The sequence below is a fragment of the Bacillus sp. ABP14 genome, from assembly GCF_001831375.1.
Taxonomy (GTDB): Bacteria; Bacillota; Bacilli; order Bacillales; family Bacillaceae_G; genus Bacillus_A; species Bacillus_A paranthracis.
This window is the reverse complement of sequence record NZ_CP017016.1, coordinates 4,774,026-4,798,077: the sequence shown is the minus strand read 5'-3', so window position 1 is coordinate 4,798,077 and position 24,052 is coordinate 4,774,026. Positions and strand designations below refer to the sequence as shown.

The 24,052-nt window shown below is 37.6% G+C and carries 25 protein-coding genes and 1 pseudogene; 22 read left to right on the top strand and 4 right to left on the bottom strand.

Annotated elements, in window-relative coordinates; all coding sequences use genetic code 11:
* Positions 1-188: 188 nt before the first annotated feature.
* Both BGI23_RS25165 and BGI23_RS25160 read left to right on the top strand, forming a co-directional pair.
* Positions 189-1,904, top strand: coding sequence for an ABC transporter ATP-binding protein (locus BGI23_RS25165; RefSeq protein ID WP_000944618.1), 1,716 nt, complete (start codon positions 189-191; stop codon positions 1,902-1,904).
* Between the two features lie 66 nt (positions 1,905-1,970).
* Positions 1,971-2,282 carry a heavy metal-binding domain-containing protein gene (locus BGI23_RS25160; protein ID WP_000637523.1) on the top strand — a complete coding sequence of 104 codons (312 nt, stop codon included), beginning with the start codon at positions 1,971-1,973 and terminating at the stop codon, positions 2,280-2,282.
* A gap of 100 nt (positions 2,283-2,382) precedes the next feature.
* On the opposite strand, the gene abc-f is transcribed toward BGI23_RS25160, so the two are convergent.
* The 4 genes from abc-f to BGI23_RS25140 form a co-directional block, all read right to left on the bottom strand.
* The gene (gene abc-f, locus BGI23_RS25155) at positions 2,383-4,017 is read right to left on the bottom strand and encodes a ribosomal protection-like ABC-F family protein (RefSeq protein WP_070807172.1); all 1,635 of its coding nucleotides are present in this window, start codon (positions 4,015-4,017) and stop codon (positions 2,383-2,385) included.
* A 267-nt stretch (positions 4,018-4,284) separates the two neighbouring features.
* Positions 4,285-4,830 carry a flavodoxin family protein gene (locus BGI23_RS25150; protein WP_000497618.1) on the bottom strand — a complete coding sequence of 182 codons (546 nt, stop codon included), beginning with the start codon at positions 4,828-4,830 and terminating at the stop codon, positions 4,285-4,287.
* A 4-nt stretch (positions 4,831-4,834) separates the two neighbouring features.
* Complete coding sequence (locus BGI23_RS25145) at positions 4,835-5,203, bottom strand: MerR family transcriptional regulator (protein ID WP_001219202.1); 369 nt, start codon at positions 5,201-5,203, stop codon at positions 4,835-4,837.
* Between the two features lie 51 nt (positions 5,204-5,254).
* On the bottom strand, positions 5,255-6,148 hold the full coding sequence (locus tag BGI23_RS25140; protein WP_070807171.1) for a LysR family transcriptional regulator: 894 nt from the start codon (positions 6,146-6,148) through the stop codon (positions 5,255-5,257).
* Positions 6,149-6,299: 151 nt separating this feature from the next.
* Between BGI23_RS25140 and BGI23_RS25135 the strand changes: the two genes are divergently transcribed.
* From BGI23_RS25135 to BGI23_RS25040, 20 genes and pseudogenes are all read left to right on the top strand, one after another.
* A complete protein-coding gene (locus BGI23_RS25135; RefSeq protein WP_070807170.1) occupies positions 6,300-7,322 on the top strand; it encodes a YeiH family protein in 1,023 nt (340 codons plus the stop codon).
* A 292-nt stretch (positions 7,323-7,614) separates the two neighbouring features.
* Complete coding sequence (locus BGI23_RS25130) at positions 7,615-7,812, top strand: helix-turn-helix transcriptional regulator (RefSeq protein WP_000538359.1); 198 nt, start codon at positions 7,615-7,617, stop codon at positions 7,810-7,812.
* Positions 7,813-7,823: 11 nt separating this feature from the next.
* Entirely contained in the window at positions 7,824-8,213 is a 390-nt protein-coding gene (locus BGI23_RS25125; RefSeq protein ID WP_044790924.1) for a hypothetical protein, read from the top strand.
* An 18-nt stretch (positions 8,214-8,231) separates the two neighbouring features.
* Complete coding sequence (locus tag BGI23_RS25120) at positions 8,232-8,453, top strand: hypothetical protein (RefSeq protein WP_070807169.1); 222 nt, start codon at positions 8,232-8,234, stop codon at positions 8,451-8,453.
* Complete coding sequence (locus BGI23_RS25115) at positions 8,450-8,842, top strand: ATPase (protein WP_070807168.1); 393 nt, start codon at positions 8,450-8,452, stop codon at positions 8,840-8,842. The genes BGI23_RS25120 and BGI23_RS25115 overlap by 4 nt, the downstream gene beginning before the upstream one ends.
* Positions 8,843-8,858: 16 nt before the next feature.
* Entirely contained in the window at positions 8,859-9,086 is a 228-nt protein-coding gene (locus BGI23_RS25110) for a hypothetical protein (RefSeq protein WP_070807167.1), read from the top strand.
* Positions 9,087-9,186: 100 nt separating this feature from the next.
* Positions 9,187-9,948, top strand: a complete 762-nt coding sequence (locus BGI23_RS25105; protein WP_070807166.1) for a MerR family transcriptional regulator — start codon at positions 9,187-9,189, stop codon at positions 9,946-9,948.
* Positions 9,945-10,565 (top strand): hypothetical protein, encoded by a 621-nt coding sequence (locus BGI23_RS25100; protein WP_070807165.1) that lies wholly within the window; start codon positions 9,945-9,947, stop codon positions 10,563-10,565. Before BGI23_RS25105 ends, BGI23_RS25100 begins: the two co-directional genes overlap by 4 nt.
* Before the next feature lie 44 nt (positions 10,566-10,609).
* A complete protein-coding gene (locus tag BGI23_RS25095) occupies positions 10,610-11,041 on the top strand; it encodes a DUF4362 domain-containing protein (RefSeq protein ID WP_070807164.1) in 432 nt (143 codons plus the stop codon).
* 150 nt (positions 11,042-11,191) lie between these two features.
* Positions 11,192-13,168 (top strand): excinuclease ABC subunit B, encoded by a 1,977-nt coding sequence (uvrB, locus tag BGI23_RS25090; protein WP_000441048.1) that lies wholly within the window; start codon positions 11,192-11,194, stop codon positions 13,166-13,168.
* A gap of 5 nt (positions 13,169-13,173) precedes the next feature.
* Positions 13,174-16,050, top strand: a complete 2,877-nt coding sequence (gene uvrA / locus BGI23_RS25085; RefSeq protein WP_070807163.1) for an excinuclease ABC subunit UvrA — start codon at positions 13,174-13,176, stop codon at positions 16,048-16,050.
* A gap of 59 nt (positions 16,051-16,109) precedes the next feature.
* Positions 16,110-16,488 (top strand): annotated as a pseudogene (locus BGI23_RS25080) (DUF4275 family protein).
* Between the two features lie 115 nt (positions 16,489-16,603).
* The gene (locus BGI23_RS25075) at positions 16,604-16,984 is read left to right on the top strand and encodes a phage holin family protein (protein ID WP_001267308.1); all 381 of its coding nucleotides are present in this window, start codon (positions 16,604-16,606) and stop codon (positions 16,982-16,984) included.
* Positions 16,985-17,140: 156 nt separating this feature from the next.
* On the top strand, positions 17,141-18,070 hold the full coding sequence (gene hprK / locus BGI23_RS25070; protein ID WP_001127250.1) for an HPr(Ser) kinase/phosphatase: 930 nt from the start codon (positions 17,141-17,143) through the stop codon (positions 18,068-18,070).
* 24 nt (positions 18,071-18,094) lie between these two features.
* The gene (lgt, locus tag BGI23_RS25065; protein WP_000924232.1) at positions 18,095-18,907 is read left to right on the top strand and encodes a prolipoprotein diacylglyceryl transferase; all 813 of its coding nucleotides are present in this window, start codon (positions 18,095-18,097) and stop codon (positions 18,905-18,907) included.
* Between the two features lie 67 nt (positions 18,908-18,974).
* Positions 18,975-19,625, top strand: a complete 651-nt coding sequence (gene ppaX, locus BGI23_RS25060) for a pyrophosphatase PpaX (protein WP_070807162.1) — start codon at positions 18,975-18,977, stop codon at positions 19,623-19,625.
* Positions 19,626-19,648: 23 nt separating this feature from the next.
* The gene (locus tag BGI23_RS25055; protein ID WP_070807161.1) at positions 19,649-20,155 is read left to right on the top strand and encodes an acyltransferase; all 507 of its coding nucleotides are present in this window, start codon (positions 19,649-19,651) and stop codon (positions 20,153-20,155) included.
* Positions 20,156-20,300: 145 nt separating this feature from the next.
* Positions 20,301-21,812, top strand: coding sequence for a tetratricopeptide repeat protein (locus tag BGI23_RS25050; protein WP_070807160.1), 1,512 nt, complete (start codon positions 20,301-20,303; stop codon positions 21,810-21,812).
* Positions 21,813-21,896: 84 nt separating this feature from the next.
* Positions 21,897-22,853, top strand: a complete 957-nt coding sequence (gene trxB, locus BGI23_RS25045) for a thioredoxin-disulfide reductase (protein ID WP_001288072.1) — start codon at positions 21,897-21,899, stop codon at positions 22,851-22,853.
* A 165-nt stretch (positions 22,854-23,018) separates the two neighbouring features.
* A complete protein-coding gene (locus BGI23_RS25040) occupies positions 23,019-23,825 on the top strand; it encodes a DUF368 domain-containing protein (RefSeq protein ID WP_000455203.1) in 807 nt (268 codons plus the stop codon).
* Positions 23,826-24,052 lie beyond the last annotated feature (227 nt).

Below are 24,052 nucleotides of genomic sequence, written 5' to 3'. Positions count from 1 at the left end.
GCGATTTTGCAAATATATCAGCGCAACTCGAAATATATCAGCGATTATTCAAATATATCGACTTTCTAGCAAAAAACGACAACTATCGCAAACCTCATTTTAGTTTCATAGTCGAATCACTTGAATAATTATTTGATAATGGTTATCATTTAGAGAGTCTTTTTAATTTTGGAAAATGGAGGGAAGATATGCTACGTAAATTTTTTTCTTACTATAAACCGTATAAAGGTTTATTTATACTCGACTTTTCTTGTGCGGTCGTCGCAGGATTATTAGAACTCGGCTTTCCGCTTATCGTAAATCAATTTATTGATAAGTTATTGCCAGGGCAAAACTGGACGCTTATTTTATGGGCTTGTTTCGGTTTACTCGCAGTTTATATGTTAAATGCAGGCTTACAATATGTCGTTACATATTGGGGACATATGCTTGGTGTTAACATTGAAACAGATATGAGACAGAAATTATTTGATCATATTCAAAAGCTATCATTCAGATTTTTTGATAATAATAAAACAGGTCATTTAATTTCACGCCTTACAAACGATTTAATGGAAATTGGGGAAATTGCTCACCACGGGCCAGAAGATTTATTTATTGCCGTTATGACTTTAGTTGGGGCATTTTCATTTATGATGATGATCAACTGGAAGTTAGCGCTATTAACGTTCTTCGTTATTCCATTTTTATTATGGTTGGCACTTTACTTCAATAAAAAAATGACAGGTACATTTAGACGTTTATTCTCAGATGTTGCTGATTTCAATGCATGTATTGAGAACAACGTTGGTGGTATTCGCGTTGTACAAGCATTCGGAAATGAAAAGTTTGAGAAAGAGCAATTTGCTGTTAACAACGCTCGTTTCCGTACAACGAAATTAATGGCGTATAAAATTATGGCGCTAAATTCGTCAATTAGTTATATGCTTATGCGTCTCGTAACGCTCTTCGTCTTAATATGCGGTACGTGGTTTGTTCTGCAAGGAGAATTAACGTACGGTGGATTTATCGGATTCGTTCTATTAACGAATATTTTCTTCCGCCCAATTGAAAAAATTAATGCGGTAATTGAAAGCTATCCGAAAGGGATTGCTGGTTTTAAAAGGTATGTAGAGCTTCTTGAAACAGAGCCAGATATTGTGGACTCTAAAGATGCGATGGAAGTGAAGCATGTACATGGTGATATTCAATATAACAACATTACATTCGGATATGAAAACAAAGAACCGATTTTAAATGATATTAGTTTGAAAATACATGCAGGTGAAACAGTTGCGTTCGTTGGGCCATCTGGAGCTGGAAAAACGACGTTATGTAGCTTATTGCCACGCTTTTATGAACAATCATCTGGATCAATTCAAATTGATGGTATTGATACGAAAGACATGACGTTATCTTCACTTCGTAAGCAAATTGGAATTGTGCAGCAAGATGTGTTCTTATTCTCAGGAACAATTCGTGAAAACATTGCTTACGGAAATTTAAAAGCATCAGAGGCTGATATTTGGCAGGCAGTAAAACGTGCGCAATTAGAAGACTTAATTTACTCACAACCAGACGGTTTAGATACCGTTATCGGTGAGCGCGGCGTGAAACTTTCAGGCGGACAGAAACAACGTCTAGCAATTGCTCGTATGTTCTTGAAAAACCCGCCAATTTTAATATTAGATGAAGCGACTTCCGCATTAGATACAGAGACGGAACTTGCGATTCAAAAATCACTTGCTGAACTATCTGTCGGCCGTACGACGTTAGTTATCGCTCATAGACTGGCAACGATTAAAAATGCAGATCGCATCGTCGTTGTAAATAAAGATGGTATTGCAGAACAAGGTTCACATGATGAATTAATTGAACAAGGCGGAGGATACAGTAGGTTATACGAAGCTCAGTTTAGTTCGTAAATATAATTTGTATGGAATTAGTGCACCATAAGTAGGTGAAAAATCTCATATGGGAGGTAATAAAGTATGATTGTAACTACAACGTCTACAATTCAAGGAAAAGAAATTATTGAGTACATCGATATCGTCAATGGAGAAGCGATTATGGGCGCGAATATCGTTCGTGACCTTTTTGCCTCTGTTCGTGACGTTGTCGGCGGTCGTGCTGGCGCTTATGAAAGTAAATTAAAAGAAGCACGCGACATCGCAATGGAAGAAATGAAAACTTTCGCAAGACAAAAAAATGCGAATGCAATTGTTGGTATCGACGTGGATTACGAAGTAGTTCGCGAAGGGATGCTAATGGTTGCAGTGAGCGGGACTGCTGTCCGTATCTAAAATGAAAAGCCGTGCTGATGCACGGCTGTTTTGTTATCATGTCGAAGCTTCTATATTTCTTGGGAAATGTGGAAGGCCTTGTCGATATATAGGGAAGACATTAGAGCGCTTCTTTACATTTTCGGATTTGAACTAATAATGTTTCGTATTCTTGTTCGAGAGATGTGATGTCATCGTGATGATTTGGTATGGAAATTCGGCCGATGATTTCTGTTAATTTTGTTTGTAATCGTAACAATTCTTGTGCAGTAACGTTTACAGAAGCATCGGCTGTTCTGTTTGTGTATTGCTCGTAATTACCGTGGAATACCCTTGGTTCACTTTCATCTACTTGTAGAATATGGTCTGCAACAGAACGAATGAAGGCACGGTCGTGGCTAATGAAAAGTATAGTGCCAGGATATTCTTGTAGCATGCTTTCTAATTCTTCTTGCGTCGCTAAGTCTAAATAGTTTGTCGGTTCATCGAGCAGAAGCATATTATAGTTTCCTAAAAATACTTTTGCGAGTGCAACCTTCATTCGCTCGCCACCGCTTAGAACGTGTACAGGCTTATGAACGTCTTCACGGCGAAATAGGAGCCGTGCAAGTATTGTGCGAACGAACGATTCAGTATAATTTGTTTCCTCTAGAACGTTTTCTAAAATGGTTTTATCTGTTTTTAAAATAGATAATGTTTGTTCAAAGTATCCAATCTTACAACTTTTCGAAAGCTGCATGCCACGCTCGTTTGCGAGAAGCATGTTGAACAAAGTTGTTTTCCCGCTTCCGTTTGCACCTAAAATAGCTAGTTTTGCACCAGGAGCAATAGTTCCATTCATATTTTTAAATAGTGTGCGGTCGCCTATTTTCTTTGTTGCTTTATTGAACTGTACTGCCACTTTACTATGAATGGGTGTATGGTATTGTACGTCAAACTGGGCTTGAGAAAGCTCCTTTGGCTTTTCTTTCTTTTCTAGTTTTTCAAGACGTGTCTCTAATGCTTTTGCTGCTTTGCTAACCTGTTCTTGGCCATGAGCCCCACTTAATTTATACAGTTTAGATTCCGATGAACTGAACCGTGTTGGGATTTTTGTCATGCTAGAAGCACGTTGCTTTTTTTGTGAAATTGATTGCTCTAAACGATTTTTTTCTTGTATATATTGCTCATATTCTGCTTGTTTTTGTATTCGTTCACGTTCTTTTTGCTTTCGATAGTTGGAATAGTTTCCTTTATATTCTTGAATCATGCCGTCTTCAATTTCAATAATTTTGGTACATATATTATCTAAAAAATCACGATCGTGCGATATTAAAACAAGTGCCCCTTTATAAGATAAAAGTGCCTTTTCTAATTGTTCTGTACCGAACATATCTAAGTGGCTTGTCGGTTCATCAGCGAATAAAATGCCTGCATCTTGTTCGAGAGCATGGGCAATCTTTAGCCGCATTCGTTCACCACCGCTCATTGCATCTGTAACGTTTGAAATACTCCATTTTCCTTTTGCGAGAGAAGAAGCGGTTTCCGGTAGTTCCTCGCTAAGTTGAGGAATGATGCTGATAGAACTATGATGAGTTACTATGCCAGTGTCAGCTTCTATTTCTTTACTTAATATTTGTAATAACGTAGATTTACCAGCACCGTTGACTCCGACAATTCCTATGCGATCCTGTGCTTGTATTTCCAGTGACGGTAACGTAAATAGTGTGCGATCACCAAAGCTCTTTTCAATATTACGTGCGAATAAAATAGTCATAAAAAAACCTCCCTAGTTTCACTAGAGAGGATAAACGTCGCCCTTGCATGTAAAAATCGTACATAAATAAACGATTTTTTTTACATGATCGTTTCGAAAGAAAGTATCGACAAATGGACAGACTAATCCCCTGCTAGTTTTCATCATTTTTTGTTCACTATTTGTGATGGATGAAATAAATAAGAGAATTAGAACTTCATTGGTCAAAGTACCTTCCTTTCATAATATTACCTTTATTGTATGCGTATACAAAATAGTTTGTCAAACTTATTTCAGCTTGTGATTTTTGAATTCTTTATTATAAATTTGTGCCTTCGCCAGCGCCTCAGCATCATTTTGGATTTCATCTAATCCATTCGCATCCCCAATAACATATCCCTCAAATGATGAACCAACAAAATTAAAGATATATTGAAACTGGGAGATAAGCGGTAATGCTTTCAGTTTCGGGTTATCTCCGCCAACGATGACAACATACATTTTTTTATCTTTCATTTTCTCTTTGAAATGAAGTGATGTATCGCGTAAACTTTGTGACCAGCGATCGATGAAGTTTTTCATATGTCCGCTCATTCCGTACCAGTATAGCGGTGTAGCAAAGATAATTGTGTCGTGCTCTAACATGCGTTTCGTTAACTGCTCGTAGTCATCATCTACAGGTTGGAATCCTTCTGCATCATGACGTTGGTCTGTAATAGGATGGATTGTATGGTCTCGCAAGTAAATTTGTTCTGTTTCAATGCCCTCTATCATCATATGTGTTAAAGCTTCCGTATTTCCATTTTGTCTTGAACTGCCGTGTATAACAAACATGTCATCATCCCTTTTCTTTTGCTTGTTTTAGGAGTGAAACGTGTTTTTGCAAATTCGTTTGAATATTGGAAAGCAATGAGATTTGCTTTGTTACTTCATTAAGTTTATCTTCATAAAGCGTAAGGATGCTGCTGCACGGATTGTCGTATAAGTGCGGTTCAATTTCAAGGCAGCGCAGCATCCTTGCCGTCTCTTCTAAATTTAAGCCAATTTGTAAGTACATTTGAATAAGCTCCACTTTTTCGATGGCACTTTCGTCAAAATCACGATAGCCATTTGCGAGGCGCTTCGAAGGGAGCAATCCCTTTTCTTCGTAATGTCTTAGTGACCTTTCGCTTACGCCAGTTTCTTTTGATAACTCCCCAATTCGCAATGCGTTTCACTCCTTTTACATGTATTGTAAACCTTCACACTAATGTGAAGGTCAACTCTGTTTTTTCGCAAAGTAATCTACATGATTTAAAAACACTTGAATAGCTTTAGACGGAATAAAATATTTGCCGCGCACGATGGAGAATGGACGGATGAGTTGTTCATTTGGAACTTCGACGTGGAATAGTTCTTTTGCCAGTAGCTCTTTCCGTACAGTCCAATCAGAAAGGATAGCGATGCCAAGCCCGGCAGCGACAGCTTCCTTTACGCTTTGGATACTACTAAAGGTAAAGAATCGTTTCATTTTTAAATGGTGTTGATGAATAAAGCGATCGCTATAAGCACGTGTTCCAGAACCACTTTCTCTTAATACCCACACTTGATCTTGGAGTGTCCTTTCATTCACTTCCTTTGTGTCGAGCAGTGGATGATTTGGCGGGACGACGAGTTTCATTTCATCTTGCATAAATGTTTCAACGTCAACGTCGGCGTATACGACTTGCCCCTCCACTAAGCCGATATCAATTTGATTAGATCGAAGACTTTGCAAGACGTCTTCTGTATTTGAAATAAAAGTATGGACTTCGACGTGCGGATTTTCATTCGCATAGTTAGCGAGTATTTTTGGAAGTAAGTATTCGCCAATTGTAAAACTAGCACCGATGCGAAGCGTTCCTGTTACAACGTTATGTAGTTCGTTAATTTCTTGTTTGGCATCTTCGTAAAGAGAGAGCATTTGCTTTGCGTGTATATATAATATGTTTCCGGCCTCGGTCACTTGAACGTGCTTCGGGGATCGCTGAATGAGTGTAGTTCCAAATTCGTTTTCTAAGTTGCGAATGTGCATACTTACGCCAGGCTGTGAAAGGTTTAATAATTCTGCTGCACGAGAGAAGTGTTTCTGTTCAACAACCGTAACAAAAATTTTTAAAATGTCTACGTTCATATCATCTGCTCCTTTCTTTTTCTATCATCTTATCATAAGTATTTCTGATGATAGAGATTTGGTATTGGTATTAAACTTATTATAGAAACTCTCTTATAATGTAAGTAGAAAGAACATGCATGTTCCAATATGATTATTGGAGTGGTTCAAAGTGGAACAAACACTTGTTATACAAAAGAAGAAGCGTTTTGGATTTTCGCAAGGGATTGGGATTACATTATTAATCGCAATCGTGGCGAAATATTTAGCGGAGCTTCCATTTTTAAATATTATGGGACAATTAGTAATTGCTATTCTAATTGGGATGGTTTGGCGTGCGGCAATTGGAGTCCCTCATGATGCGATTGCAGGGACGAATTTTGCGAGTAAGAAGTTGCTGCGCTTTGGGATCATCCTACTTGGAATGCGATTAAATCTTGTTGATATTGCGAAGGCGGGACCGAAAGTATTGGTTATCGCTGCGGTTGTTATTGCATTTACGATTTTCGTTGTATATGGACTAACGAAAGTATTTAAGGTAGAAAAGAAACTTGGGATTTTAACAGCATGCGGGACAGCAATTTGCGGCGCGGCAGCGGTCGTGGCAATTGCGCCGCAAGTGAAAGCAAAAGATGATGAAACGGCAGTTGGGGCTGCAATCATTGCAATTTTAGGTACGATATTTACACTTATTTATACGTTATTATATCCAGTACTTGGCCTATCTCCATACGGTTACGGTGTATTCTCAGGGGCCACGCTGCATGAAATTGCTCATGTCATCGCAGCTGCGGCGCCAGGAGGAAGCGCGGCTGTAGACATCGCAGTTATCGTGAAGTTAACGCGCGTTGCAATGCTTGTACCAGTAGCGATTTTAATTGGATTATGGTTTGGTAAGAGTGGGGGAAGCAAGGAAAAAAGATCATGGCGCGACCTTCCAATTCCGTGGTTCATTTTCGGATTTTTAGCGATGAGTGCGGTGCATTCTCTTGGCGTGATTCCAGAAGTTGTTGCGGGATATATTGTAGTCATCGCTTACATGCTTATCGCAATGGCGATGGCGGGGCTTGGTTTAAATGTAGAGTTTAAAACGTTCCGGAAGTTAGGAAGCAAAGCATTCGTCGCAGGGCTGATCGGTTCGGTTTGCTTATCGGTTCTTGGATACGTTCTTGTATATGTGTTAGGGCTTATGTAGTAAAGGAGAAAGCTGTTCCCGAAGGTATTTGGGGACAGCTTTTTCTTATGCTTATTTTGCTACGGATTTTGGTATTTGTCGGTAAGTCGATATATTTGGAAAATCGCTGATATAATTTCAGTTGCGCTGATATATTTAGGAAATCGCTAATATAAATTTAATTCCCCCTGTACTTTGTTAGAAAAGATGTTCAGTGAAATGTTTTTCTAAAATTTGTAAAGATATCTTTACTTGCAACTGGAAAATATTTATAATTCAAGTAAAGATATCTTTACTTTTGAAGGTGGAGCCTATGGGTGTAAAAAATAAAATTAAAGAATTAAGAAAGCAGCATCATATAACGCAAGTTGAAATGGCAAAAGCGATGCAGGTGACGCGGCAGACAATTGTGGCGATTGAAAACCATCATTACAATCCGAGTCTAGAGTTATCCTTAAAAATCGCCAAATATTTTGGAGTGAAGGTGGAAGAAATATTTACGCTAGAGTAAGGGGAGGAAAAATGAACGATACGAAAAAGTTATTGATCGGTGCGACTTTTGGATTGTTTTTGGGAGACATTATAGTTCATATTATGAATCCGGCTATACCAATTTTACCGCTCGTAGTTAGTAACATTTTAGCGATTGTATTTTTAGTGTTTTATACAAATTACAAAAAGCGTAAGTACAAAGAAGAGGAACTTCCCGATATAGATGAGCGAGTAAATGAAAATATAAAGAAGCATGTAAACGTCTCATTTGTATTCGCATTTCTTTTGCTTATTGTTTATATTGCTGCGAGTAAAGCAATAGGCAGGGCTGTTATACCTGTGCAAGAGATATTTATAATATGTAGTTCCTTATTTGCAGGTAGTCTCATCATAGGAGTGATGATAGGAAAACGAGCATAGCGATAGGAGGAATGAAAAATGCAGGAGGAGTTTGAGAGATTTCAGTCAGATAAAGCGTTTAAATATTTAGGATTGTTTTTAGCGATTAGTTTAGCCATATGGAGTTTGTACAATTTAATCGTTTATGGAAGTGCTGGTATGCCGTTTGTGTTATTTGTACTAGGGCAGTTTGTTTATTTCTTTGTGAACTATTGGCCGAAATGGAGATATAGAAATGGTAAAGAGGTTGATCGTGTATGAGTAAGCAAGAGGTTATACGATTCATAGGAAGTTTGTTTTTAGCGGGGCTTGTTTTAAACGTGAGCTTAATGATGTTAAGTATTTCGTGGAGAACTATTTTCATATCGAATGTAGCACTAGTCATTTTATATGGCATTGCGGAATATAGAGAACAGAAGCGTTTGAAAGAAGAGGGAATACCGTCGATTGATGAGCGAGTTGTGAACAAGATGAAGTCATATTTTACGATTAGTATGACAAGCTTCGTTTTCTTGTTCATTATGTATCTTTGTGTAAATAAGTATTTAGACAGGCCAGTAGTACATGTAAATGAGTTATTATATATTGCTATTTTTGGTCTATTAATAAGTATGGCATCGACGAGCGTGTTAGCAACAAGGAATAGATAGAAAAAGGGGAACTGGGATGGGATTACCGGTATTATGTGTCGCTACGGCTATTTTTGCTTTGTTTTGGGGAGTGCAGAACTTCTCTCATAATCCAGTGCCGAGTATTTGTATTATGCTTGGTACTGTAGGTTTATCGTATTATTTATTAGTTTCAGCTCATTATCATAAAACAGCAACGAGTGTTGTTGTTGGGGCACTTATTTTATTTTGTGGTCGTGCTGTGCAAAAGGGGTTATTTCCGTAAAGGCTGTTTATACGAAGTGTATAAACAGCCTTTTGTATTTTTTTTACAAAACACTTGAAAGTTACGTAACGTCATCTTTTATAATGAAGGAGAAGAGGTGATGGTAGTGATTTCAATTCAACAATTGACGAGAGAAACAGGGATAACAGTACGCACATTACGTTATTATGATCAAATAGATTTATTAAAGCCGAGTGGTAAAACAGAGGGTGGACATCGGTTATATAGTGAAGCGGACGTTATTCGTTTGCAACAAATTTTGTTTTTAAAGGAAATGGGATTTTCATTAAAAGAAACTGCGAATATGTTAGTAAAAGGTGAGCTCGATTTAAAAAATTCGCTTGAAAAACAACTTCGGTTTGTACAGGAAGAACAAGAGAAATTTAATCGAATGGAGCGTGTTTTACAAGCAGTTGTTTATTCGGTAGATGTGGAGGGTGAACTTGATTGGAAAGTTATGTTTGAACTGATTCAGCTTTCGAAACAGTCTTCTCGTATACGTGAAATATTTCAAAATGAAGTGTTTTCAAAGGAAGAACAAAAATTGCTTCATAATTTGCCAAATATGAGTGAAGAAGATCCGAATGTTTTAGAGTGGGTAGATTTATTAAAGCAATTTCGTACTTTTATGAAAGATGGTAAAGAAGCTGCAAATGATGAGGTACAAGGGGCAACGAAGAGATTAATGCAGAAGTGTTTAGAAATGGCCAATGGTGATGAAGCATTTTTAGATAAGTTATGGGAAGTTAGAAAATCGAAGGAAGATTCACAGAAAATGAGCATGTATCCAATTGAAGAAGAACTTTTATTATATATGGATGAAGCTTTTCGTATATATGATGAAAAGGAGAAGGATAAATGAGTATACTTGCAGAATATCGTTGGTATTTTTTAATTGGGGCAGAGATTGTATTTTGGTTAGCGGCTATCGGTTTCTTTTTACTCCGTTACGGATTTCGTTTGAAAAAGGCGAGTTTTATTATGGGGATTGTACTACTCATAAATGAAGTGTTTATTTTAACTTTAGGAGTAGTGGATTACTATCAAACAGGAAAGTTCTCTAACTTTCAAATCATTACTGTAATCATTTTATTGTATGCAGTCTTTTACGGGAAAAAGGATTTGAAGAAGCTTGATATATTTGCGCAAAAGCTAGTTGCGAAATGGAGGGATGAGCCGGCGCCTATTATAGAAGAACAGGTAGAATTAACAGGTATGGCTTATGCGAAGCAGGAAATAAAAAATTGGGTATTGCACCTTAGTTTGTTTGTTGTTGTGCATATTTTCTTTTTCTTTCTGTACGGTCTTGCCCCGGTTGAACAATGGCGTAATTGGTTAGAAACGGGAATTGTTTTAAATAAAGCAGCGAGTCGGGTTAGCCAAGTTTGGGCGATTATACTTTTAGTGGATACAGTTATTTCATTTTCATATGTTCTTTTTCCGAAGAAGGAGAAAGGGAAAGAGAAGCTACTTTCATAGTTGAAAGTAGCTTTTGGGTATACAAATAATTTTTATAGGAGAGGATGGCAATAGGAAAAAGAACTGGTTTTATATGTCTATTTCTCTTTAGTTTAGTAGCATGCTCACAACCTAACATTGAAATTGATAAGCAGAATGATGTCATTGTAAAGAGAACAGGAACGTTCAATCTAGATAAATTTGAAAGGTTCGTTTTGAATATTGATCAAGGGAAAGTTGATAAAATAAGAATTGTACAGTATACCCATGAAGGTGACCTGATTTTTCAAACGTTAGAGCGTAATAAGAACGATATACTTTATGTATCAGACAATAGAAAAGACCAATTTGCCGGTGATAATAAAGGGTTATATAAAGATCGTTGTAAAAGTATTGTTAAAGACCAGCACGAATCAGGAACCACTTATAGGCTAATAGATTGTACGAATGAAGATGGGCGCAATGGATATGATTTATTATATGTACCTAAAAAGTAGAGTTAGTAGAGGAAGGAAGTTTTGACTCCTTCCTTTTTCTATGTATATATTGTCGAAAACTTTACCGAATATCTGTTCGTTTTTTTAGGTTTTTTATAGGCATTCGTGGTAAAATAATAATACAGATTTTTATGAGGAGGTCGGATTTTCTTGGAACGTCAATTTGAAATTGTCTCAGCGTATTCCCCGCAAGGTGATCAGCCGGTAGCTATAGAGAAGCTTGTAGAGGGAATTAATAGTGGAAAGAAAAAGCAAGTGTTGCTTGGAGCAACAGGAACGGGTAAGACATTTACGATTTCAAATGTCATTAAAGAAGTGCAAAAGCCAACACTTGTCATGGCTCATAATAAAACGTTAGCAGGGCAGTTATATAGTGAGTTGAAAGACTTTTTCCCGAATAATGCAGTTGAATATTTTGTTAGTTACTACGATTATTATCAGCCAGAAGCGTATGTACCACAAACAGATACGTTTATTGAAAAAGATGCGCAGATTAATGATGAAATTGATAAATTGCGTCACTCGGCAACGTCTGCATTATTTGAACGGGATGATGTAATTATCGTTGCGAGTGTTTCGTGTATATATGGTTTAGGTTCTCCAGAAGAATACCGCGAGTTAGTTGTTTCACTTCGAGTTGGTATGGAAAAGGACCGCAATCAATTGCTTCGTGAACTTGTTGATGTGCAGTATGGACGTAATGATATTGATTTCAAGCGTGGTACATTCCGTGTGCGCGGAGATGTAGTTGAAATCTTCCCGGCATCACTTGACGAGCATTGTATTCGAATTGAGTTTTTCGGCGATGAAATTGATCGTATTCGCGAAGTAAATGCGTTAACGGGAGAAGTATTAGCAGAACGTGATCATGTAGCAATTTTCCCAGCATCTCACTTCGTTACACGTGAAGAAAAGATGAAGGTCGCTATTGAAAATATCGAAAAAGAATTAGAAGAGCGTTTAAAGGAATTAAATGATAACGGTAAGTTGTTAGAAGCGCAGCGTATAGAACAGCGTACACGTTATGATTTAGAAATGATGCGCGAGATGGGCTTTTGTTCAGGAATTGAAAACTATTCCCGCCATTTAACACTTCGTCCGGCGGGTGCAACGCCGTATACGCTATTAGACTATTTCCCGGAAGATTTCTTAATCGTTATGGATGAGTCGCACGTATCAGTGCCGCAAGTAAGAGCGATGTATAACGGGGACCAAGCGCGTAAGCAAGTGCTTGTGGATCATGGATTCCGTCTGCCATCAGCTTTAGATAATAGACCGCTCACATTTGATGAGTTTGAAGAGAAAACGAATCAAGTTATTTACGTTTCAGCAACACCAGGGCCGTATGAATTAGAGCAGTCGCCAGAAGTAATAGAACAAATTATTCGCCCAACAGGGCTTTTAGATCCGCCAATTGATATACGACCAATTGAAGGGCAGATTGACGATCTATTAGGAGAGATTCAAGATCGCATTGCAAAAAATGAACGTGTATTAATTACAACTTTAACGAAGAAGATGTCAGAGGATTTAACAGACTACTTAAAAGATGTAGGAATTAAGGTGAATTACCTGCATTCTGAAGTGAAAACGTTAGAACGTATTGAAATTATACGAGATCTTCGCCTTGGTAAGTTTGATGTTCTTGTTGGTATTAACTTATTGCGAGAAGGATTAGATATTCCAGAAGTATCGCTTGTAGCGATATTAGATGCGGATAAGGAAGGGTTCTTACGTTCAGAACGTTCATTAATTCAAACAATTGGCCGTGCAGCACGTAATGAAAACGGCCGCGTTATTATGTACGCAGATCGTATAACGAGATCGATGGGAATTGCGATTGAAGAAACGAAGCGTCGTCGTAGTATACAAGAAGCTTACAATGAAGAGCATGGTATTACGCCGAAAACGATTCAAAAAGGTGTGCGTGATGTAATTCGTGCAACGACAGCTGCTGAAGAAACGGAAACGTATGAAGCAACGCCAGCTAAGAAGATGACGAAAAAAGAGCGTGAAAAGACAATTGCGAAGATGGAAGCAGAGATGAAAGAAGCAGCAAAAGCGTTAGACTTCGAGCGTGCAGCTGAACTAAGAGATTTACTATTAGAATTAAAAGCGGAAGGGTGAAAAAAGTGAGTAAGAGCAAGGATTTTATCGTTGTAAAAGGTGCTAGAGCACATAACTTAAAAAATATTGATGTAACCATTCCGAGAAATCAGCTTGTCGTTGTAACGGGATTGTCTGGTTCGGGGAAATCATCATTAGCATTTGATACGATTTATGCAGAAGGGCAGCGCAGATACGTAGAATCGTTATCTGCGTATGCGCGCCAGTTTTTAGGACAAATGGATAAACCGGATGTGGACACGATTGAAGGATTGTCACCAGCGATTTCAATCGATCAAAAAACGACGAGTCGTAATCCACGTTCAACTGTTGGAACGGTAACGGAGATTTATGATTATTTACGTTTATTATTTGCGCGAATTGGTACGCCAATTTGTCCGAATCATGGAATTGAAATTACATCACAAACAGTAGAGCAGATGGTAGACCGTGTTCTTGAATATCCTGAACGTACGAAATTACAAGTGTTAGCTCCTATCGTTTCTGGGCGTAAAGGTGCACATGTGAAAGTACTTGAAGATATTAAGAAGCAAGGATATGTTCGTGTACGTGTTGATGGTGAAATGCTTGATGTATCTGAAGATATTGCGTTAGATAAAAATAAGAAGCATTCCATTGAAGTTGTCATTGACCGTATTGTTGTAAAAGAAGGGATGGCAAGCCGCCTTGCGGATTCACTTGAAAGTGCATTGAAGCTTGGCGGAGGCCGTGTGTTAATCGATGTAATGGGAGAAGAGGAACTTCTATTTAGTGAACATCATGCTTGCCCGCATTGTGGTTTTTCAATTGGAGAATTAGAGCCGCGTATGTTCTCATTCAATAGTCCGTTCGGAGCATGTCCTTCTTGTGATGGACTTGGTTCAAAGCTAGAGGTAGATTTAGAGCTTGTTATCCCGAACTGGGATTTATCGTTAAAGGAACATGCGATTGCGCCTTGGGAACCGACAAGCTCACAATATTACCCACAGCTTTTACAATCTGTATGTAATCATTACGGCGTTGATATGGATGTGCCTGTGAAAGATATACCGAAAGATTTATTTGATAAAGTATTGTACGGGAGCGGTGAAGAGAAAGTTTATTTCCGCTATGTAAATGAATTTGGTCAAGTAAAGGAAAATGAGATTTTATTTGAAGGTGTTATTCCAAATATTGAACGTCGTTATCGTGAAACGAGTTCTGATTATGTTCGTGAGCAAATGGAAAAGTATATGGCAGAGCAAGCTTGTCCGAAGTGTAAAGGTGGACGTTTAAAGCCTGAGAGTTTAGCTGTTTTCGTCGGCGGAAAAACGATTGCTGATGTAACGAAATATTCTGTTCAAGAAGTACAGGAATTCTTCTCAAGTGTGGAGCTAACAGAGAAACAACAAAAAATTGCTCATTTAATTTTAAGAGAAATTCAGGAGCGCGTTGGGTTCTTAGTGAACGTTGGTTTAGATTATTTAACGTTAAGTCGTGCCGCAGGAACTTTATCAGGTGGTGAGGCGCAACGTATTCGTTTAGCAACGCAAATTGGTTCTCGTCTTACTGGGGTGCTTTACATTCTTGATGAGCCTTCTATCGGTTTGCATCAGCGCGATAACGATCGTCTTATTCGTACATTGCAAGAAATGCGTGATTTAGGTAATACGTTAATCGTTGTTGAACATGATGAAGATACGATGATGGCTGCTGATTATTTACTTGATATCGGGCCTGGCGCAGGTATTCACGGTGGACAAGTCGTATCAGCGGGTACACCAGCTGAAGTGATGCAAGATGAGAATTCACTAACAGGGAAGTATTTAAGCGGTAAAGAGTTTATTCCAGTTCCACTTGAAAGACGTAAAGGTGATGGACGTAAAGTGGAGATTGTTGGTGCAAAAGAGAATAATTTAAAGAACGCGAAAATGTCATTCCCGCTTGGTACGTTTGTAGCGGTAACGGGTGTATCTGGATCAGGTAAAAGTACGATGATTAATGAAGTACTATATAAATCGTTAGCGCAAAAGTTATATAAAGCGAAAGCGAAGCCAGGTACTCATAAAGAAATTAAAGGTCTTGAGCATTTAGATAAAGTAATCGATATTGATCAATCGCCAATCGGGCGTACACCACGTTCTAATCCAGCAACATATACAGGTGTATTCGATGATATTCGTGATGTGTTTGCCCAAACGAATGAAGCGAAAGTGCGCGGATATCAAAAAGGGCGTTTCAGCTTTAACGTAAAAGGTGGACGTTGTGAAGCGTGCCGTGGTGATGGAATTATAAAAATCGAAATGCACTTCTTACCAGACGTATACGTTCCGTGTGAAGTTTGTCACGGTAAACGTTACAACCGTGAAACGTTAGAAGTGAAATATAAAGATAAAAATATTTCTGAAGTGTTGGGGATGACGATTGAAGACGGAGTAGAGTTCTTCGCTAATATCCCAAAAATTAAGCGTAAACTTCAAACACTTGTAGACGTTGGACTTGGTTATATGAAATTAGGCCAGCCAGCAACGACGTTATCTGGTGGTGAAGCACAGCGCGTGAAGCTAGCTTCTGAATTACACCGTCGTTCTACAGGACGTACACTATATATTTTAGATGAGCCAACGACTGGTTTACATGCGCATGATATCGCACGTCTTCTAGAAGTGCTGCAACGTCTTGTTGAGAGCGGTGAGACAGTACTTGTAATTGAACATAATTTAGATGTAATTAAAACAGCGGATTATATCGTTGACCTTGGACCAGAGGGCGGAGACAAAGGTGGACAAATTGTTGCTTCTGGAACGCCAGAGCAAGTAGTGAAAGAAGAGCGCTCATATACAGGTAAGTATTTAAAAGAGATTTTAAATCGTGATAAAGCAAGAATGAAAGAGAGAATAAAAGAAGTAGAGTTATCACAATAAGGGGATTACGAAAAACCGAGTGGCAATGACACTCGGTTTTTTGTGCATAGGGGGAGAACATGGAGTTTATAGATGTTTTAAGAAAGAAAAATATGAAGGTAAGAGAGTTTCAAAATTGGGGTGTATATTTTCAGAAGCGCTGTGAGGATTATTTGGCAAATCATTTAAATGATGAAGAAAAAGAAGTGTTTAGAGGGAGAAGAAGCGGAAAACGCGTTTCATAATGAAGTGAAAAAGGAGTGCTACATCTTCTATCAACACTGTGATGAGGTACTGTTAATAAAGGATGCGAGTTTATTACATATGGATGATATATTGTGTGAGACGGATAATATGTATAAAGGGGATATCTATATTGTAGATAAAGATTTCACTTGGACCTTTTTGAAAACGCATGAGCATAGATGGTGTGGGCCTTATTTCGCAAAGAATTGTTAGTAGGTATACAAGCATGAAGAGTAGAATAAGTTGATATAAGTGTCCGTATGATACTTGCGTTTATTGTCTATTAGCGTATGATGAAATATATATGTTTAAAAGGATGTGTAAGAAAATGAGATGGATTGTATCACTTCTTGTAAATAGCGTTGTGTTAATCGCTGTATCGGGACTTTTAAAAGGGATTGCACCAGACGCGTTTTACGTAGCAAATATACAAACTGCAATTATTGCGAGTATTATTTTGGCTGTTTTAAATGTGTTTGTAAAACCGTTTTTAATTTTAATTACGCTACCAATTACTGTTGTAACTTTCGGTTTCTTCTTAATTGTTATTAATGCGATTACGTTAAAAATAGCAGATTCATTATTAGGAGACGCATTTAATATATCAGGTTTCGGTGTAGCAATCGTTGCGGCAATTTGTATTTCAATTTTTAATATGATTATTGAAAAGGCAATTGTGGAACCTTTATATGAAAAAAAGAGAAAATGACAAAAAGAAAAACATTTCATGATATGTATGAAATGTTTTTTTCTATTTATTAGAAACCGTATTTCTTGTTTCCAGAAAAAAATGGTACAATATCCGGTAGAATGGAATTTTACATCAAATGAGACTGAACCCGCAGCGGAGTGGAGGTTTATACATATGCCGAAAGTAAGGACAAAAGATTTAATTGAACAATTTCAATTGGAGTTAATAAGTGGTGAAGAAGGAATTCATCGTCCGATTGATACAAGTGATTTATCACGACCTGGAATTGAAATGGCAGGATTTTTTACATATTATCCAGCTGATCGCGTGCAGCTTCTTGGGAAGACGGAGCTAACGTTCTTTGACACGTTAACGTCAGAGCAAAAACAAGAGAGAATGAAAGCGCTTTGTACTGAGGAGACGCCATGTATTATTGTAACTCGTAATCAAGATGTACCAGATGAGTTGCTGCAAGCATCACGTGAATCAGGCATGCCTTTATTACGCTCTTCTCAAACGACAACGAGATTATCAAGTCGTTTAACAAATTATTTAGAAGGTAAGTTAGCACCAACAACAGCTGTTCATGGTGTGTTAGTAGATATTTACGGCGTTGGTGTTTTAATTACAGGACAAAGTGGTGTCGGTAAAAGTGAGACAGCTCTTGAGCTTGTAAAACGTGGTCATCGCCTTGTTGCGGATGATAGTGTAGAAATTCGCCAAGAAGATGAAGACATGTTAGTCGGAAGCTCACCAGATTTAATTGAGCATTTATTAGAAATTCGTGGTCTAGGCATTATTAACGTTATGACGTTATTCGGTGCAGGGGCAGTGCGAAATTATAAGCGTATTACACTTGTTATTAATCTTGAAATTTGGGATCAAAAGAAAAATTATGATCGCTTAGGTCTTGATGAAGAGAAGATGAAGATTATTGATACAGAACTTACGAAGATTACACTTCCAGTTCGTCCTGGTCGAAACTTAGCTGTTATTATTGAAGTGGCAGCGATGAACTTCCGTTTAAAACGTATGGGAGTCAATGCGGCACAGCAGTTCTCAGAACGATTAATGAGTGCGATTGAGTTAGGAAATCAGGAGTAAACATTGGAGAGGGAGGTCATACATATGCTGTTAGGTTCTGTACCACAGCTTGACCGCGTAGCTATCCAACTTGGACCGTTTCCTGTTTATTGGTACGGGATTATTATCGGTACAGGTGTGCTATTAGGTCTTTGGCTAGCAACTCGCGAAGGAGAAAGGCTAGGTATTCCAAAAGATACATTTGTTGACCTTGTATTAATTGCAGTACCGATCGCTATTCTATTTGCGAGAATGTACTATGTTATTTTTGAATGGGAATATTACGCGCAAAACCCGAGTCAAATTATTAATATTCGTCAAGGTGGTTTGGCGATTCATGGTGGTTTAATCGGAGCTGTTATTACAGGGATTCTTTTTGCGAAACGTCGCGGGGTTTCATTCTGGAAGTTGGCGGATATTGCTGCACCAAGTATTTTACTAGGACAAGCAATTGGCCGATGGGGAAACTTTATGAACCAAGAGGCGCATGGTGATGAAGTAACGAGACAGTTTTTAGAAGGCCTTCATTTACCGGATTTCATTATTAATCAAATGTACATTGATGGTGTGTACTACCACCCGACGTTTTTATATGAATCGTTATGGAATTTTGCGGGAGTAATTCTATTACTTGCATTAAGAAAAGTAAATTTACGCCGCGGGGAATTATTCTTCACATATTTAATTTGGTATTCAGTAGGACGCTTCTTCGTAGAAGGGTTACGTACAGATAGTTTAATGCTAGGGCCACTTCGTATTGCACAAGTAATGTCAATTGGACTTGTTGTTATTTCTATTATTTTCATTATTGTGAGACGAAAAATGGGGCAAGCTGATAAAAGATATTTAGAAAATTAGAGAAAAGTAGCATCTTATTATAAGATGCTGCTTCTTTCATATTCAGGAAAGAGAAAGGACTAAGGCAATGAAAATAAATACAGTGTTATTTGATTTAGATGGAACATTAATTAATACAAATGAACTTATTATTTCTTCTTTTTTACATACTTTACATACATATTATCCAAATCAATATAAGCGTGAGGATGTATTGCCATTTATCGGTCCATCTTTACATGATACTTTCAGCAAGATTGATGAAAGTAAGGTTGAAGAGTTAATTACGAGCTATCGTCAATTTAACCATGATCATCATGATGAATTAGTAGAAGAATATGAAACTGTATATGAAACAGTTCAAGAGTTGAAGAAGCAAGGTTATAAAGTTGGTATTGTTACAACGAAAGCACGACAAACTGTTGAGATGGGATTAAAGTTATCGAAGCTTGATGAGTTTTTTGATGTTGTTGTGACAATTGATGATGTCGAGCATGTGAAACCACATCCAGAGCCACTTCAAAAAGCGCTTCAGTTATTAAATGCGAAACCAGAAGAAGCATTGATGGTTGGGGATAATCATCATGATATTGTTGGCGGACAAAATGCGGGTACGAAAACAGCTGCGGTTTCATGGACATTGAAAGGTAGAGCGTATTTAGAGGCTTACAAGCCAGACTTTATGCTAGATAAAATGAGTGATTTATTGCCGATTTTGTCCGACATGAATCGTTCGTAAAGATAAGTAGAGGAGCGAGTGAAGTGCGACGGACAACGCGCTATCCTGTTTCAGGAGAAAATTCATTATGGAACGTGTATAAAACAGTGTCTTTTTGGAAGGTAATGAAGAATTTTATTATTATCCAAATTGCACGTTATACACCTTTTTTATCGGTCAAGAATTGGTTATACCGCACATTTTTGCGGATGAAAGTAGGAAAGAAAACATCGTTTGCGCTTATGGTAATGCCAGACATTATGTTCCCGGAAAAGATAACTGTGGGAGAAAATTCGATTATAGGCTATAATACAACGCTTTTAGCACATGAATATTTAATTCGAGAATATCGACTTGGAGAGATCGTTATAGGAAATGAAGTGATGATTGGAGCAAATACGACTATATTACCAGGTGTGAAAATTGGAGATGGTGCGATTGTTTCAGCTGGCACACTCGTTCATAAAGATGTACCGAGCGGTGCTTTCGTAGGTGGAAATCCAATGCGTGTTATTTATACAAAAGAAGAAATAGATGCTAGAGAAGGTTGATGCTAAAAATGTAACATTTCTCTTCTTTTTTAATGAATAAAAAGGAAATAATTGAGTATAATATACTGTTTTGTTTTTTACGGAATCGTTTATACTTATAAATAGAAGAATGTGTGAACGAAGAAAACAAAAAACTGGAGGATATATGGGGAAAAATCAAAGAATATATAAGGAGAACGGACAAGTTATCTCTTTTAATCAATTAGCGGACTTCTTTTATAAAAAAGGGATGAGGGCTTACAAAGGACAAAAATTGCAAGATGCAATTAAATATTTTCGAAGAGCGGCACAAAGCGAGAAGGAGCCGTTTATTTTATGTCAATTAGCAACAGTATTATCTGAGGCTGGTGAATATCAAGAGTCGAATCAAACCTTCTTTAAGCTTGTTAGATCTAATCCAGAACTTGAACAATGTTATTATTTTATTGCAAATAATTATGCGTATATGGGGCTATTTCAGCAGGCGAAGAAGTATGCGGATCGCTATTTAGAAGTTGCAGAAGAGAAGGAATTTGTTGAAGATACATTAGAATTACTTGAAATTATGGAAGAAGAAGCGATGGGTGCGGAAGAGATTGAGGATGAAGATGATTTAATTGTTATGCAGGAAGAAGCCAATCGTTATATTCGTAACGGACAATTGGAAGAAGCAATTGCTACATTAGAAATTGTTACGAAAGACTATCCGGAATTTTGGTCGGGGCATAATAATTTAGCCATTGCGCATTTTCAATCTGGTAATGTAGATAAGGCGCTGAAATTAACTGAAATGATTTTAGATAAAAATCCTGGTAATATACATGCGCTTTGTAATACGCTTATTTTTCTATATTCAATTGGAGAGCATAAACAAGTAGAGGTGTTAGCTGCTCAGTTAGTTTCGGTATATCCGATTTCGTTTGAACATCGTTTGAAACTTGGAACGACACTTGCAACAATTGGTCATTTCGAGCCTGCATATAAATGGTTCAAATTATTAAAGCGTCAAGGATACGAAGGAGACGTTAGTTTCTATTATTGGTTTGCATATTCTGCGTATATGGTGAAAGATCAGCAAGTAGCTGAAAAAATGTGGCAACATGTTGTAGAATTGCACCCTGATAAAAAGGGAAAAGAACCGTGGAATGCATTGAATTTAGCGGATGAAGGACAAAATGTGTTATTTGAAGAATTACGAAAATCATTCCAGCAAAGTGCGACGCTAGAGGAACAAATGCTAGCTTTATATTTAATGAATGAATTATCAACGCCGGAGAAGGTTGGATTCTTCTTTGATGTAACGCAGGCGAAGAATGGTGTTCCAATCGTATCGCAACTTGCAAAGTATTTCTTTTTACTGAATAGCCATAAGAGTATTCCAGCTGATTTACAGCAATTTGAACAGTGCGCGCGAATCGCGGATGCTTTATACAATTATACGAAAAAAGATGATGAATTAATCGAAGAGTGTTTACAATTTTGGTTTTGTACGTTCATACGTTTATATACATCTGGGGCAGTTTTTACAAATGTATACGGCTGGTCAGCTGCGGTTGAATATATCGTACGCAGTGAACAAGGAAATAAGATGACACAGTCGGAGCTCGGAGATGTGTATAATGTATCTGTAGCGACTGTTCGAAAGTATGTGCAAGCTGTTAAGCGTACGCACACATAGATAAGCAAATCATTGGGAAAAAAATGATGCGAACAGTATAATGAGGGTAACTTAATTGTGTAGGAATGGATAGGAGTGAATAGTGTGTCAGAAGAAAAAATTTATGATGTCATTATTATTGGTGCAGGACCAGCTGGTATGACAGCTGCAGTATATACATCTCGTGCGAATTTAAGCACATTAATGCTTGAGCGTGGTATTCCAGGCGGGCAAATGGCAAATACAGAAGATGTAGAAAACTACCCAGGTTATGAGTCTATTTTAGGACCAGACTTATCAAATAAAATGTTCGAGCATGCGAAGAAATTTGGTGCTGAATATGCATACGGTGATGTGAAAGAAGTCATCGATGGTAAAGAATACAAAACAATTATTGCTGGTAAAAAAGAATATAAAGCACGTGCAATTATCGTTGCCAGTGGTGCAGAGTATAAAAAAATCGGTGTACCAGGTGAAACAGAACTTGGCGGCCGCGGTGTATCATATTGTGCGGTATGTGATGGCGCATTCTTTAAAGGTAAAGAACTTGTAGTTATTGGCGGCGGAGATTCTGCTGTTGAAGAGGGTGTGTTCTTAACACGCTTCGCATCAAAAGTAACGATCGTTCACCGTCGTGACACGCTTCGCGCACAGAAAATTTTACAAGATCGTGCTTTCCAAAACGAAAAAGTAGACTTTATTTGGAACCACACGATAAAAGAAATTAACGAAGCAAATGGTAAAGTAGGAAGTGTAACACTTGTAGATGTAAACAGTGGAGAAGAGAAAGAAGTCAAAACTGACGGCGTATTCGTATACATCGGTATGTTACCACTATCAAAACCATTTGTTGAACTAGGTATTACAAATGAAAATGGTTACCTTGAAACAAACGAGCGTATGGAAACGAAAGTTCCTGGTATTTTCGCAGCAGGTGATGTTCGTGAAAAAATGCTACGTCAAATTGTAACTGCAACAGGTGACGGTAGTATTGCAGCACAAAGTGCACAACATTACGTAGAAGAATTATTAGAAGAACTAAAAACTGTATCAGAAAAATAAGGGATAACATACCTTTTGAGAAGAAAGCTACCGATAGGAGCTTTCTTCTTTTTTTGTGTGGAAATGTCAAAGTTTTGTCAAAAAATATTGGGATTATAAGCTTTCTTATTGATATACTGGACTTTACGGAAAAAATCACTATAAGAAATGAGGAATTTATTCAGTATGGAATGGCGTAATATATATCGTGGATTTTGTATGGGCGTTAGTGATTTAATTCCTGGTGTGAGCGGCGGTACAATCGCTGTTGTGTTAGGGATTTATGAACAATTGCTTGCGGCAATTAGCGGATTCTTTAGTCGTGAATGGAAAAAACATTTAGGATTTTTAATTCCACTTGCAGCTGGTGTGGCAGCAGCGTTTTTAACGTTAAGTCATGTTATTAAATATTTACTTGCAAATCATTATGAACCGACTCAATTTTTCTTTCTCGGTTTAATTATTAGTATATTACCGATGTTAATGAGAGAAGCTGATGCAAAGTCGTCGTTTAAAGGTAAGCACATTGTTTTATTAATCGTTGCAGCAATTCTTGTTGCGATCACAGCTTTCTTTAAACCAGATAAGACAGCAGATCCAATTACGACGTTAACAATTTTAAATGCAATTGGTTTATTTTTCGCAGGATGGATGGCTAGTATGGCTATGTTACTTCCTGGAATTAGCGGATCATTTATTTTATTAATTATTGGTGTGTATCCAACAGCAATTAATGCTTTAACTACACTCAACTTACCTTTAATCGCAGTTATTGGTGCTGGTGTTATGGTAGGGTTTGTTGTAAGTAGTAAAGGAATTAGTTTCTTATTAGATCGTTATAAAAGTATGACATTTGCGGCAATTATTGGACTAGTTATCGGTTCGATTGTAATTGTGTTCCCTGGTATTCCAACTGGAGGATTTTCAATTATAAGTTCAATTATTACCTTTATTTTAGGATTTGCGATTGTTACTTATTTCGGTAAGAAGTAAGGGCTGGAGTCCCCTTGGCGATAAAAGTCGTTAAGGGGATTTTTCATGCTATTCACGGAAAGTCCAGGCATTTACATTGCTTGTTATAAAAAGCTTTTTTAAAATTGTTGAGTAGCAGTGCTTAGCGGAAGGGGGACTGGCTCCTTCGTTGTAGCAAACTGTTTTTGATAGTATAATGAAATGAGTATGCAGTGAGAAATTTGCTGCAAGTAGCTGAGGTGAAGAAA